This window comes from Mesorhizobium sp. M1A.F.Ca.IN.020.04.1.1 (genome assembly GCF_003997315.1).
Taxonomy (GTDB): domain Bacteria; phylum Pseudomonadota; class Alphaproteobacteria; order Rhizobiales; family Rhizobiaceae; genus Mesorhizobium.
Genome location: NZ_RZSN01000158.1, coordinates 1 through 13831, shown reverse-complemented (window position 1 = coordinate 13831; position 13831 = coordinate 1). Strand labels below are relative to the sequence as shown.

The 13831-nt window shown below is 65.2% G+C and carries 11 protein-coding genes; 5 read left to right on the top strand and 6 right to left on the bottom strand.

Features of this window, described 5'->3' with window-relative positions:
• From EOA49_RS24970 to EOA49_RS24945, 6 genes are all read right to left on the bottom strand, one after another.
• On the bottom strand, nt 1-504 hold a 504-nt coding region (locus EOA49_RS24970), incomplete at its 3' end, for an ATP-binding cassette domain-containing protein (RefSeq protein ID WP_127243411.1).
• Entirely contained in the window at nt 497-1387 is an 891-nt protein-coding gene (locus EOA49_RS24965) for an ABC transporter ATP-binding protein (RefSeq protein ID WP_127241714.1), read from the bottom strand. The genes EOA49_RS24965 and EOA49_RS24970, both read right to left, overlap by 8 nt.
• Complete coding sequence (locus EOA49_RS24960) at nt 1384-2232, bottom strand: ABC transporter permease (protein ID WP_127241715.1); 849 nt, start codon at nt 2230-2232, stop codon at nt 1384-1386. The genes EOA49_RS24965 and EOA49_RS24960 overlap by 4 nt, the downstream gene beginning before the upstream one ends.
• Entirely contained in the window at nt 2225-3232 is a 1008-nt protein-coding gene (locus tag EOA49_RS24955; RefSeq protein WP_127241716.1) for an ABC transporter permease, read from the bottom strand. Before EOA49_RS24955 ends, EOA49_RS24960 begins: the two co-directional genes overlap by 8 nt.
• 99 nt (nt 3233-3331) lie before the next feature.
• A complete protein-coding gene (locus tag EOA49_RS24950) occupies nt 3332-4858 on the bottom strand; it encodes an ABC transporter substrate-binding protein (RefSeq protein ID WP_067324433.1) in 1527 nt (508 codons plus the stop codon).
• Between the two features lie 108 nt (nt 4859-4966).
• A complete protein-coding gene (locus tag EOA49_RS24945; protein ID WP_127243410.1) occupies nt 4967-6541 on the bottom strand; it encodes an NAD(P)/FAD-dependent oxidoreductase in 1575 nt (524 codons plus the stop codon).
• A gap of 119 nt (nt 6542-6660) precedes the next feature.
• Here EOA49_RS24945 and EOA49_RS24940 point away from each other — a divergent pair, with 119 nt between their 5' ends.
• The 5 genes from EOA49_RS24940 to EOA49_RS24915 all read left to right on the top strand — a co-directional run bounded on the left by EOA49_RS24940 (nt 6661) and on the right by EOA49_RS24915 (nt 13587).
• Entirely contained in the window at nt 6661-7452 is a 792-nt protein-coding gene (locus EOA49_RS24940) for a cyclase family protein (protein ID WP_127242189.1), read from the top strand.
• 301 nt (nt 7453-7753) lie between these two features.
• Nucleotides 7754-9325, top strand: a complete 1572-nt coding sequence (locus EOA49_RS24930; protein ID WP_127243409.1) for an NAD(P)/FAD-dependent oxidoreductase — start codon at nt 7754-7756, stop codon at nt 9323-9325.
• The gene (locus tag EOA49_RS24925; RefSeq protein WP_127215074.1) at nt 9325-9807 is read left to right on the top strand and encodes a MarR family transcriptional regulator; all 483 of its coding nucleotides are present in this window, start codon (nt 9325-9327) and stop codon (nt 9805-9807) included. Before EOA49_RS24930 ends, EOA49_RS24925 begins: the two co-directional genes overlap by 1 nt.
• Before the next feature lie 50 nt (nt 9808-9857).
• Complete coding sequence (locus EOA49_RS24920; RefSeq protein WP_127215073.1) at nt 9858-12011, top strand: indolepyruvate ferredoxin oxidoreductase subunit alpha; 2154 nt, start codon at nt 9858-9860, stop codon at nt 12009-12011.
• Nucleotides 12004-13587, top strand: coding sequence for an indolepyruvate oxidoreductase subunit beta family protein (locus EOA49_RS24915; RefSeq protein WP_127241800.1), 1584 nt, complete (start codon nt 12004-12006; stop codon nt 13585-13587). Before EOA49_RS24920 ends, EOA49_RS24915 begins: the two co-directional genes overlap by 8 nt.
• Nucleotides 13588-13831 lie beyond the last annotated feature (244 nt).

Below are 13831 nucleotides of genomic sequence, written 5' to 3'. Positions count from 1 at the left end.
CGCCCGTGCGATGCCGACGCGCTGGCGTTGCCCGCCGGACAGCTCGTGGCGGTAGCGGCCGACAAAACTCTGCGGCAGGCCGACGCGCTGCAGGGCTTCCGCCACGCGCTCCTTCAGCCGGTCGCCAAGCCCGTTCTGCCTCAAGGGTGCCGCGATGATGTTGAAGATGGTGTGCCGCGGGTTGAGCGAGGACATCGGGTCCTGGAAGATCATCTGCAGGTCGCGACGCAGTGGTCTGAGCTCCGCTTCCGAAAGATGGCCGATGTCTCGCCCTTCGAAGCTGATCGAGCCGGCGCTCGGCTCGATCAGCCGCACCAGCGCGCGGCCGAGCGTCGACTTGCCGGAACCGGATTCGCCGACGATGCCGGTCACCGATCCCTTGGGCAGGTCGAAGTCCAGTCCTTTGAGGATCTCGGCCAGTGGCGCCCGGCCGATCAGCGGCTTGCGCGTCATGTCGGGCAGCGCCACCTTCAGCCCGCGGACGGAAAACAGTGGCTCAGCCATGGCTTGGCCTCCACGCCCTGTCGGCGCCCGCGATCTCGTCCGCGAGCCCGGCCAGCACGGTTTCGTTCACCGGCTTCAGCGATGCGTAGGGATCGGTATAGCGCGGCGTCGCCGCGATCAGCGCCCGCGTGTAGGGGTGCTGCGGCGATGCGAACAGGTCGGGGGTCGCGGCTTCTTCGACCACCTTGCCGGCATAGAGCACCGACACTTTCTGGCTGATCTTGGCGACGACACCGAGATCGTGCGTGACGAACAGAAGTGCCGTGCCGTGGTTGCGCTGCAATTGCGCGATGAGGCGCAGGATCTGCTTCTGCACGGTCACGTCCAGCGCCGTCGTCGGCTCGTCGGCGACCATCAGCCTGGGCTCGGCGGCGAAGGCGGCCGCGATCAGCACGCGCTGGCGCATGCCGCCGGAGAGCTCGTGCGGATAGCATTTCAGAACACGTTCGGGCTCGCGGATCTGCACCTCGTCGAGCAACTGCCGGATACGCTTGTCTGCCTTCTCGCCGCTCCAGCCGAGGATGCGCACCAGCCGGTCGGTCATCTGCGGGCCGATGCGGCGCGACGGGTTGAGCGCGGTGAGCGGGTCCTGTGGGATCAGCGCGGTACGCGCGCCGATCAGCGTCCGCCGCGCCTTCGCATCGAGGCGGCCGAGATCCTCGCCCTCGATCAGCATCTCGCCCTCGACGATGCGCACGCTCTTCGGCAGCACGCCGAGCACCGCCTTGCCGATCATCGTCTTGCCGGCGCCGCTCTCGCCGACCAGCGCGCGGACTTCGCCCGGCTGCACGGTGAGCGACACCGAGCGCAGCACGCGCTGGCCGTTGGACAGCACGGCGCTCAAGGAGCGGATTTCGAGGCATGGTTCCATCTTGGCGCTCATCGCAGCACCGGATCGAATCGCGCCTTCAATCCTTCGCCGAACTGGCTGAAGGACAGCACGGTGAGGATCAATGTGATCAGCGGGAACACCAGCACCCACCAGGCCTGGTGGATCGACAGCCGGCCCTCGGCGATGATGCCGCCCCAGGTCGGATCGTCGCTCGAGATCGACAGATTGACGAAGGAGAGGATTGCCTCGACGATGACGGCGATGCCCATCTCAAGCGACAAGAGCGCCACCACCGACGGCAGCACATTGGGCAGGACTTCGCGCAGCATGATGCCGATGCGGCCATAGCCGGCGATGCGCGCGCTCTCGACATAGTCCATGCGAGCCTGACCCATCGCCTCGGCGCGGATCACGCGGCAGAAGCGCGTCCAGTCGATGACGGCGATGGCGATGATGACGGAGCTCAAGCCGGTGCCCAGCACCGCGACCAGGAGGATCGCGAACAGCACCGGCGGGAACGCCATCCAGACATCGACGATGCGCGAGATGACGCGGTCGGCCCAACCGCCGAAATAGCCGGCAATGAGCCCGAGCGCCGAGCCGATGATGCAGGCGGACGCCGCCGCGGCGAAGGCGACGATGAAGGCGATGCGGCCGCCGAAGATCAGCCGTGACAGGAGATCCCTGCCGAGGCTGTCGGTGCCCAGCCAATAGCCGGGCTCGGCGCCATCGAGCCAGAAGGGCGGCAGACGCTCGAGCATCAGGTCCTGCGCCAGCGGATCTTGCGGTACGATCAGCGGCGCCAAGATGGCCGCAAGCAGCGCCAGCAGAAGCCAGCCGCCGGCCAGCCATAGCCGCGGGCTGAAGCGCCGTCGCGAAATGCGCGCCTCATCCATGACGCAGCCTCGGATTGAGCAGCGCATACATCATGTCGACGGCAAGATTGATCAGCACGAAGAGCAGCGCGAAGACCAGCACGATGCCCTGGATCAGCGGCAGGTCGCGGTTGATGACGGCATCGATCGCCATATTGCCGAGACCCTCATAGGAGAACAGCCGCTCGACGATGACCGTGCCGCCGATCAGGAAGGTGAACTGCACGCCCACCAGCGTCAGCGTTGGCAGCGCCGCGTTCTTCAACGCCTCGCGCAGGATAACCTGCGTTTCGGAAAAGCCTTTGACCCGCGCGAGCACGACATAGTCGAGGTCGAGCACTTCCTTCAGCGACTGTTTCAGGAGTTGCGCGATGATCGCCGCCAGCGGCAACGCTAGCGCGATCGCCGGCATCAGCATGTGCTTGAGCAGGTCCCGGGTGAGGTCGAAGCGGAGCCTGAGAATGCTCTCGGCGAGATAGAACTGGGTGACGAAGGGCAGGTCGAGTTGCGGTGACACTCGACCGGAAATGTCGAACACCGGGATGAGCACGCCGAACAGCAGGATCAGCACCAGGCCCCACAGGAAATCGGGGATGGAGAGCGTCGCGCCGCTGGCGATGTCGATGCCGGCTTCGACGGCCGTGCCACGCGAACGCGCACCGAGGATCGCAGCGGAGACGCCGATCGCCACCGCCATCAACAGCGCGACGGTGGCCAATTCCAACGTCGCCGGCAGCCGGTTGAAGACGAGGCCGAGCACATCCTGGCGCAGCGAGATCGAAGTGCCGAAATCGCCATGCAGCACGCCGGCGAGCCAGATGAAGAACTGCTGCGCAATACTCTTGTCCAGCCCATAGAGCGCGCGCAGACGCGCTATGTCGTCATTGCTGGCGCCGGGTGGCAGCATCATCGCGATCGGGTCGCCGGGCGCCACGCGGATGACGACGAAGACGACGACGGCGACGCCGAACAGTGTGACCAGCATCGTCATCAGACGAACAAGAAATCTCTGCAGCAGCATGCTCGCTGAGCCTAATGCATTCGGCCCCTCACCGGCCGGATGAGGGGGCCTGCGTCGTTGGAGAAGGTGCGCTGCGCCAGCGCAGCTTCTCAGATGTCATCAGGCCGGGGTCATCAGCGCCGGCAGCAGCGCGCCCGATACATGCTGCACGACATTGACCTTCTTCGAGTGCACGATCGGCTGAGCATACTGCATCAGCGGCAGCACATAGGCCTGCTCGGCGATGTATTTGTCGACGGCCTTCCAGCCGGCGATGCGCTTGGCCTCGTCCTTCTCGCCCCACAGCGGATTGATCATGTCGATCAGGTCCTGGCTGTCCCACACCGAATGCGGGCTAGGTCCATACATGGCAAAGCCGGTCGAGGTGGTCGGATCGCCGATCGCATTCCCCCAGTTGTAGAAGGCGGCCGGCGCCAGCTTGTCGGCGGCCCGCAGCTCGTAATGCTTGGCGATCTCGTAGACCTCGATATTGGCCTCGATGCCGACCTTGCGCCACATGCCGACGATCGCCTGGATCATCTCATAATCCTTGGGCTTGAAGCCCTTCGTCGTTTGGATTGTGAACTTGACCGGCTTCTTGGGCGAATACCCTGAAGCGGCGAGCAGTTCCTTGGCCTTTTCCGGATTGTGCTCGACTTTGATCGACGCGTCGAAGGCCGTGTATTCCGGCGTCTCCAGCGTGGCGATCGGCTGGCCGTAGCCGCGCAGCAGCCGCTTGACCAAGAGCTCCTTGTCCACCGCCATCACAGCCGCTTGGCGGACGTTCTTGTCGAGCATCGCCTCGATGTCGTTGAAGAAGATCATGCCGATGTCGGAGACATTCTTGATCGAGCCGGCGAGTCCGTCCTTGGCGATCAGCCGGTCATATTCTTCATAGGGGATTTCGAGCGTCACCTGCGAGGAGCCGGACTCGACCTCGGCGACGCGGCTTGCCGCGTCGGTGACGAACTTGATCGTCACGTTCTCGAAGGCTGGCTTGGCACCCCAGTAATTCGGATTTGCCTTCAGCCGCAGGAAGGCGTTGCGCTCGAATTTGTCGACCATATAGGGCCCGGTGCCGATCGGCGCCTTCTCGAAGCCTTCCGCGCCTACCTTCTCGTAATAGGCCTTCGGCATGATGTAGCCGGTCAGGAAAGACATCCATTTGAAATAGACCGGATCGAACTGCACGACGTCGGCGGTGATCTTGTTGCCGTCGATCTTGAAGTTGTTGACGTTCTTCCAGACGAACTGGATCGGATTGCCGGTCTTCTCGTCGCCCGCCCGCTGCAGCGACCAGACAACGTCCTCGGCGGTGAAGGGCGAGCCGTCATGCCATTTCACGCCGTCGCGGACCGTCATCGTCACCTTGCTGCGATCGTCGTTCCAACCCCATTCGGTGAGCAGGCCGGGTGTGAAGGAAAGGTCCGGCTTCTGCGGGATGAACTGGTCGAACACCGACTGGTAGAGGCCTTGGATGGTCGGGTTCACCGCCGAAGGCCCGGTCGTCGGGTCCCAGGATGGCAGGTTCACGTTGTAGGCGATGGTGAGCTCGTCCGCCGCCTTGGCTGCCTTCGGCAGTCCGAGTGTCGCCGCGCCAAGCGCTGCTGCGCCAAACCCAAGCAAATCGCGTCTGTTGATGGTCATGGTCGTTCCCCTTGTTGGTTGTCGGTTTTTGACTCATTGTCCGCGCGGCGTTGTTCATTTGGAAGGTCTGGTGGGCAACCGCGCCTTGTCCATCCTGGAATTCTGCTGCTAGTGCCCTCCCAGCTGTTGCGCCAGCATGAAGCCGGATCCGGCACCGGTGCCGGCGCCGGGCCATGTCGCGGCGCCGGTGAGGTAGAGGTTCGACACCGGCGTGTTCCAGCGCGCGAAGCCGCGCGCCGGACGGAAGAGAAAATTCTGCGCCAAATGGTGGCTGCCGCAGATCAGGTCGCCGCCGACGAGGTTCGGATTCTCGCGCTCGAGGTCGAGCGGCGAGAAGATCGCGCGGCCGAGGATCTTCTGGCGCAAACCAGGCGCATAGCTCTCGATGATGTCGAGCACGCGCTCGGCATAGGCGTCCTTGACCGCGTCCCAGGAACCGGGCGCGATCTTGCCGGCGGCATCGCCAAGGATTTCCGCCGGCAGCATGCGCACCTGGACCCAGAGCACGTGCTTGCCTTCTGGCGCCCGCCAGGGATCGACGGCGGTCGGCTGTCCTACGACGAGCACCGGCTGATCGGGCAGCACGCCGGCAATCGCCTGCTGATAGGTGCGCGACATGGCATCGAGCGACGGCGCCAGATGCACATAGGCGAAGTGGCGAAGCTCGGCGCCGGCGCTCCAGTCCGGCAGATCGTCCAGTGCCAAATGGATCATCATCGTGCCCGGCGCATGGCGGAACTTTTTCATCGCCGCGTCGAACCCGGCATCGCCGGATCCGTTCGGCAACAGCTTGCCAGTCAGCGCCTTGGGCGCGACGCCGGCAATGACGGCCTTGCTGGCGACATGGAAATCGCCGGAGGCGAGCCGCACGCCGGTCGCGCGGCCGCCGGCGACGGTGATCTCCGCCACCTCCGCGCCGCCCATGATCTTGCCGCCGGCCGCTTTGACCATGCCGACAAGCGCGCGGATGATGGTGTCGGCGCCGCCCTTGCCGAGCACCATGCCAAAACTCTGGTTGGCCATTGATTCCAGATAGGGGAACACGGCGCCGCCGGCGATGTCTGGGGCGAAGTCGAGATGCATGCCCCAGGCGGCGAGCGTGGTTTGCACATGCGGCGTCTCGAAATTGTCCTCGAGCCACGCGCGGGGGGAAGACAGCAACAAGCGGCCGGTATCGAGCGCACCGCCAATGCCTTTCTTGCGCCAAAGATTCCAGGCCGTGCCGGCAAGCGCGCGCGGGCTCATCGGCGATCCGAGCAGCGGGAACAGATGCTCCGCCTCGCCTGGAAAGGCCTCGACCAGCCGGCGCCATGTAGCGGCATCGGCCGCGGAGAAGGCGGCGAGCCGCGATGTCGTCTTCTCGAGATCGTTGCTGACGCCAAACCATCTTCCATCCGGGAAAGCGCTGGCGAAACAGTCGGCGACGGGCGAAAATTCCAGCCCGTGGCTTTTCAATTCATTTGCATATTTCCGATGGAAGGGAGAGCCAGCGAACAGGCTCAGGTTCATCGCGCCGAAGTCGTGCCTGAAACCGGGAAGCGTGTATTCCGCGGTCCGGACCGCGCCGCCGATAGTTGTGTTGCGCTCGAAAACTGCGGTTTTCCAGCCTTTGAGCGACAGATGCGCGGCGCAGGCCAGACTGTTGTGGCCCGCCCCGACAAAGATGGCGTCGAACTCGCTCACGCCCTGCCCCAAAATGCTTTATGCTTAAAGATAATTGCAGATGCATATGTTTTCGTCTAGTAGGATATTAAGGGCCGCAACGAGCCTTGATGAGCACGGAACAAGAGGGAACGAAGACAATGGACACGCAGAAACTCCTCGGCGAGGTCGCCGGCCAGCTGCTTTCGGGCGCCATCAAGGTGGTCGACCTGTCGGCGCCGCTCGGGCCCAACACGCCGCTGATCAAGCTGCCGCCGGAGCTTGCCGTCGACACGCCGAAGGTCGAGATCCACCCCATTTCAAAGTATGACAAGAACGGTCCGTGGTGGGCCTGGAACTGGCTGAAGCTCGGCGAGCATTCGGGCACGCATTTCGACGCGCCGCAGCACTGGATCACCGGCAAGGACTATCCGGACGGCGCCACCGACACCATCCCGGCGCAGAATTTCGTCGGCCCGGTCAATGTCATCGACTGCTCAGTGGAAGCCGCCGCCGATCACGATTTCCTTCTCACCGTCGACCACATCAAGACGTGGGAGGCCAAGCATGGCACCATCAATGCCGGCGAATGGGTGGTGATGCGCACCGACTGGTACAAGCGCAACGGTTCGGAAGCCGACTTCCTCAACGCCAACGAGACCGGCCCGCATACACCCGGACCGACGGCGGAAGCCATCCAGTTCCTGATCAGCAAGGACATCAAGGGCTGGGGCTCGGAGACGATCGGCACCGATGCCGGCAAGGCCGGCGGCATGGAGCCGCCTTTCCCGGCGCACACGCTGATGCACAAAGCCAATCGCTATGGCCTCGCCAGCCTCTGCAACCTCGACCAGCTGCCGCCGAAAGGCGCGATCCTGATCGCCGCCCCGCTCAAGATCGAGCACGGCACCGGCAGCCCGATCCGCGCCCTGGCGCTCGTGCCGGGCAAATAGGGCGAGGTGGCGGTCTTCGGGAGAAGATCATGCTCGCGCGCAATGGAGTAGTGGAGAGGTGGGATCGGAGCGACGCTGGCGCTCTACGGCGCCCCCCTCTGTCCTGCCGGTCATCTCCCCCACAAGGGGGGAGATTGCACGTCACCTCCGCTTTCGCCAATCTCCGACGTCCTAGGATTGAGCAGGGCGCCGAAACTGCCAATCTCCCCCCAAGTGGGGGAGATGTCCGGCAGGACAGAGGGGGGCGCGAAGGAACTCGCCTTAGTGCGATTGACGTTCACTTCTCGATTGCGAGTGCGCAATGACCGCTGCCGATCACATCATCGTCGGCAGCGGCATCAACGCCCTGGTCTGCGCGGCGATGCTTGGCGCCAAGGGCGCCAAGGTGCTCGTGCTCGAACGCAACGACCGCATCGGCGGCTGCATGCGCACCGATGAGATCACGGCGCCCGGCTTCGTCCATGACGTGATGGCGACGACCTTCGTCCTCTTCATCACCTCGCCGGCCTATGCCGCGCTCGGCAAGGATCTTGCGCGGCACGGGCTGGAATTCTGTCACACGACCACACCCACCGGCGTGCTTCGGCCCGATGGCAGCCATGCCGTGCTCACCACCGACCGGGCCGCCAATATCGCGGCGCTGAACGCATTTGCCTCCGGCGATGGCGACCGTCATGGCGGCGATGTCGGCGACATCGAACGCAATGCCGGACTGCTCTTCGGCCTGCTCGGTGGCGCGCTCTGGTCCTATCCGACGACGAAGCTCATGGCCGGCGAGGCGTGGCGGCGCGGTCCGCGCGAGCTTGCCGCCGTCCTGGGCGAGGCGCTGGTGCCGGCGCGGGGCTGGCTGGAGACCGCGTACAAGTCCGATACCGTCCGCGCGCTCTGGGCGCCCTGGGTGCTGCATGCCGGGCTTGGGCCGGAAGACGCCTTCTCCGGCCAGATCGCCAAGCTCATCGCCTTCGCGCTGGAGGCGGCCGGCGCACCGATCGTCAAGGGCGGGGCGAAGAACCTGCTCGCCGCCTTCGAAGCGCTGATCAAGGAGCGCGGCGGCGAAATCCGCGTCAACGCCGACGTCGCCTCGATCGTCCAGACCGGCGGCCGTGCCACCGGGGTGCGGCTCGCCTCCGGCGAGACGCTGACGGCGGCAAAGGGCATCATCTGCTCGGTCACGCCGACGCAGCTCTATGGCCGTCTGCTTGGCAACGATGCGCCCGACGCAGCAACCAAGGCCACGCAGTCCTACCGCTACGGCAAGGGCAACTTCCAGCTCCACTACGCGCTGAACAAGCCGCCGGCCTGGCGCGGCGAGGGCCTCGACAAGGTGGCGCTGCTGCATCTGACGCCGGGACTCGATGGTGTGTCGAAAGCCTGCAACGAAGCGGTGCGCGGCCTGTTGCCGGAAGTGCCGACGATCTGCGTCGGCCAGCCCCACGCGCTCGATCCGTCGCGCTGTCCGCTGGGCAAGGCAATCCTGTGGCTGCAGCTTCCGGAAGCGCCGCGCCATATCAAGGGCGATGCCGCCGGCAAGCTCGAGGCCCCAGCCGATGGCCGCTGGAGCGAGGCGCTGCGCGAGGCCTACGCCGACCGCGTCGAGGCGATCCTCGCTCATCACATCGATGGTTTTCGCGACACCATCATCGCGCGCCGCGCCTATTCGCCTGCCGATCTGGAAGCGATGAACATCAATCTGGTCGGCGGCGATCCCTATGGCGGCTCGTCCACCATCGACCAGTCCTTCCTGTGGCGGCCGTTCAAGGCCAGCCGCAATCACGAGACAGGCATTAAGGGCCTCTACCATATCGGCGCCTCGACGCATCCGGGCGCGGGGCTCGGCGGCGGCTCCGGCTTTCTGCTGGCGGAGAGGCTCTGATGGAACAGAAGCTTCCGGAAAAGCGCGAGCGCATCTCGACCCTCGGCCAGATCGGCCTGCAGCAATTCGCGCCCTATTTGATGAACCGCATCATGGGCCGCTACAACGCCACCCTGCGAGAAGACTTTCGCAAGCAGGGCCTGACCATTCCGCAGGTGCGCACGCTGGCCGTGCTCTCGGTCACCGACGGCATCACCGTCAACGACCTCTCGGTCTATACGGTGATCGAGCAATCGACCTTGAGTCGCACGCTCGACGCGCTGGAAGGCCAGGGCCTCGTGCGGCGCGAGCAGGGCGTCGCCGACAGCCGCTTCCGCCATGTGTTCCTGACCGATGACGGCCGGGCGCTTTTCACCCGCGCCTGGCCGGCCATGCATGATGCCTTCGAAGCGATGTTCGACGGCGTCGACGATGCCGAATATGCCGCGCTGATCGCGATTCTGCAGAAGATGCTGAAGAACATCCGCAAGCACGACATTTGAGTTTGACGTACGCGCCGCCGTCCAAACGGCGGTAACGGAAGGAGGCAGAGATGGCCGAACGGTCTTTTGCCAAGGAAGTTGAAAAGCTGAGGCTTGGCGCCGGCCAGGAATTCGCGGGCGAGGGCATCCTCGCCATCACCAAGGCGCTGCTGCAATGCGGCGTCGGCTATGTCGGCGGCTACCAGGGCGCGCCGATCAGCCATCTGATGGATGTGCTCGCCGACGCGCAGGACATTCTGGGCGAGCTCGGCGTGCACTTTGAGGCGAGCGCCTCGGAAGCAACCGCCACCGCCATGCTTGCCGCATCCGTGCACTACCCGATCCGCGGTGCCGCCACCTTCAAGTCGACGGTGGGCACCAATGTCGCCTCGGACGCTTTGGCGAACCTCGCCTCGGGCGGCGTCACCGGCGGCGCGCTGATCATCGTCGGCGAGGACTATGGCGAGGGCTCCTCCATCATGCAGGAGCGCAGCCACGCCTTCGCCATGAAGAGCCAGGTCTGGCTGCTCGATCCGCGCCCGAACCTGCCCTCGATCGTCAAGGCGGTCGAGGATGGCTTCGAGCTGTCGGAGGCCTCCAACACGCCGGTCATGCTGCAGGTGCGCATCCGCTGCTGCCACGTCCATGGCCACTTCATCGCCAAGGATAACAAGCGGCCGCCTATGTCGGTTGCCGATGCGCTGTCGGCCCCGCGCCGCGACACCGGCCGCATCGTGCTGCCGCCTGCCTCCTTCCTGCACGAGAAGGAGAAGGTCGCAAAGCGCTGGCCGGCGGCGGTCGATTTCATCAAGAGCCGCAAGATCAACGAGGTCTTTGGGCCGGACAATGGCTCGATCGGCATCGTCATGCAGGGCGGCATGTACAATTCGGTCGTCCGCGCGCTGCAGCGGCTCGGCCTTGCCGACACCTATGGCGACACCGACGTGCCGCTTTATGTGCTGAACGCCGTCTATCCGCTCGTCGATGACGAGTTCCTTTCCTTCTGCGAGGGCAAACAGGCGGTGCTGGTCGTCGAAGAAGGCCAGCCCAACTACATCGAGCAGGCCTTTGCCGCGATGCTGCACAAGGCAGGGCGCGGCACCAAGCTGGTCGGCAAGGAGCATCTGCCGATGGCCGGCGAATATACCGGGCAGGTGATGCTGGACGGCATTGGCTCCTTCCTGCGCGCCTATGCTGCGCATCTGCTGCCCGGCGAGGTTCGCGCGCCGAACAAGTTGGGCGAGGGCGTCGACACGGCCGATCTCATCAATGTCGTTCCCGGCCGCCCGCCGGGCTTCTGCGTCGGCTGTCCGGAGCGGCCGATCTTCGCTGCGACCAAGCTGGTCGAGCAGGAGCTTGGCAAGCACCACATCGCTTCCGACATCGGCTGCCACCTGTTCTCGATCATGCCGCCCTTCGAGCTCGGTGCCACCACCATGGGCTACGGCCTCGGGCCGGCCTCGGCTTCCGCCTTCAATTCGCCGGAAGCGAAACGCCGCTCGATCTCCTTCGTCGGCGATGGCGGCTTCTGGCACAACGGTCTTACCTCCTCGATCGGCAACGCCGTCTTCAACAAGAATGACGGCGTCATCGTCATCGTCGACAATTTTTACTCGGCCGCCACCGGCGGCCAGGACATCCTGTCCTCGCGCGCCTCGAACCGCACCAAGTCCACAAAACATCCGATCACCGAAGCGGTGAAAGGCATGGGCGTCAAATGGCTGCGCCACATCGACCGCACCTATGACGTCGGCAAAATGCGCGACACGCTGCGCGAGGCGCTAACCACCGAGGAGAAGGGGCCGAAGGTCATCGTCGCCTCGTCCGAATGCATGCTGAACCGCCAGCGCCGCGAGAGGCCGCTGGTCGACAAGGCGGTGAAGGGCGGCGAGCGGGTCGTCAAGCCGAAATTCGGCGTCGACGAGGACGTCTGCACCGGCGACCACGCCTGCATGCGGCTCTCCGGCTGCCCGTCGCTCTCGGTGAAGTCGCTCGACGATCCGCTGCGTGACGATCCGGTCGCCTCGATCGACCAGAACTGTGTCGGCTGCGGCAATTGCGGCGAGGTGGCGGATGCGGCCGTGCTCTGCCCCTCCTTCTACCGCGCCGATGTCGTGCACAATCCGAGCCGCTGGGACCGTTTCCTGGAAAGCGCGCGCCGCGCAGTGATCGGCCGGTTGCAGCGCCGCCGCGAGAGTCGCCGTTTGATGTTCGCCGATGCTTGAGCAGGTTTCACCGCTGAACCCGAAGCCGGGCGCCTCTGATGACGAGCGGGTGATAAAACTCGCCGTGCTTGCCGTCGGCGGCCAGGGCGGCGGCGTGCTCGCCGATTGGATCACCGACGTCGCCGAGCGCAGCGGCTACATTGCGCAATCGACGTCGGTGGCGGGCGTCGCCCAGCGCACCGGGGCGACGATCTATTACATCGAGATGGCCCGCGACACCGACCGGCTGCCGGTCTTCGCGCTGTCGCCCTCGCAGGGCGACGTCGACATCTTGATCGCCGCCGAGCTGATGGAAGCCGGCCGCGCCATCATCCGCGGTTTCGTCACGCCCGAGCGCACGACGCTGATCGCCTCCTCGCATCGCATCGCCGCCGTCTCGGAAAAGATCGAGCCGGGCGACGGCCGCGCCTCGTCGGAAAAGGTGTATGCGACGGCCGAGGCGGCCGCCAAGCGCTTCATCGCCTTCGACATGGAAAAGATCGCCGCCGAGCACGGCACGATGATCTCGGCCAGCCTGCTCGGCGCGCTGGCCGGTTCCGACGCGCTGCCCTTCGCGCGCGAAAACTACGAGCAGGCGATCGGCGCCGGTGACCGTGGCGTGAAGGCCAGCCTTGGCGCCTTCGGCGCCGCCTATGACCGGGCGCGCGGCATCGCGGTCGCGACAGCCGGGGATAACGCAACCGGGAAGCCTGCCGCTCCCGACACCACACCAACGGCGAAGATCAGTGGTCCCGAAACGCTGCTGAAGGGCTGGCAGGAGCTCGTCGCCCGCGTTGCGGCGCTGCCCGCGCCGGTGCGCGACATGACCGAGCGCGGCCTGAGGAAGGTCGTCGACTTCCAGGACATCGCCTATGGCGGCGAATATCTCGACCGGCTGGACAAGGCGATCGCGCTGGACAATGCGGAGCGTGGCCATGCGCTGTCGGTCGCGGCCGCGAAACATCTGGCCAACGCCATGTGCTACGACGACATGATCCGCGTCGCCGACCTCAAGACGCGTTCGACCCGCGACAGGCGCGTGCGCAAGGAAGTCGGTGTCAGGGAAGGCTTGGTCCTGCAGGTCACCGAATATTTCCATCCGCGCATCGAGGAATTCTGCGGCACGCTGCCGGTAGCAATCGGCAGTTACATCGAGAGCCGCCCGAAGCTCGCCACCTTCCTTGACCGCCGCATCAACCGCGGCCGCCATATCCGCACCGACAGTTTCACCGGTTTCGCCATGCTCTGGTTCATCGGCGGCCTGCGCCGCTGGCGCTGCCGCCTGCTGCGCCACAAGGTCGAGGTCGAGCATCTGGAGCGCTGGTACGGCTTGGCGCTTGCCCATGCGCGCGAAAACTATGCGCTTGGGCTGGAGATCCTGAATTGCCGCCGCTTGATCAAGGGCTACAGCGACACCCACGCCCGTGCCCAGTCGAAATTCGACCGCGTGCTCTCGGCCCTCCCGATGCTCAAGGGCCGCGAAGACGCCGCCGACTGGATCCGCCGCCTGCGCGAAGCGGCGCTGAAGGACGAAAAGGGCGACATGCTCGACGGCGCGCTGAAGACCGTGGCGACGCTCAACGACGCCGCCCGATAACGAGGATGTGATCCATCCCATCCGACGGATTTCGACCTTGCCGTCCGTTTCACGGCGGTAGGGATGAATCACGGAGACGAACTTTATGCTCACCAAATATTTTCTACCGTTCGCATTGGCCGCCGGCACTTTGATGCTCTCCGCCGGCGCGCAGGCCATGCCGATGGCAAAGCCCAGCGCTGCGCCGCTGCCAGTCGAGACGGTCGGCTGGCGCTGCGGTCCTGGTTGGCACGTGAATCACTGG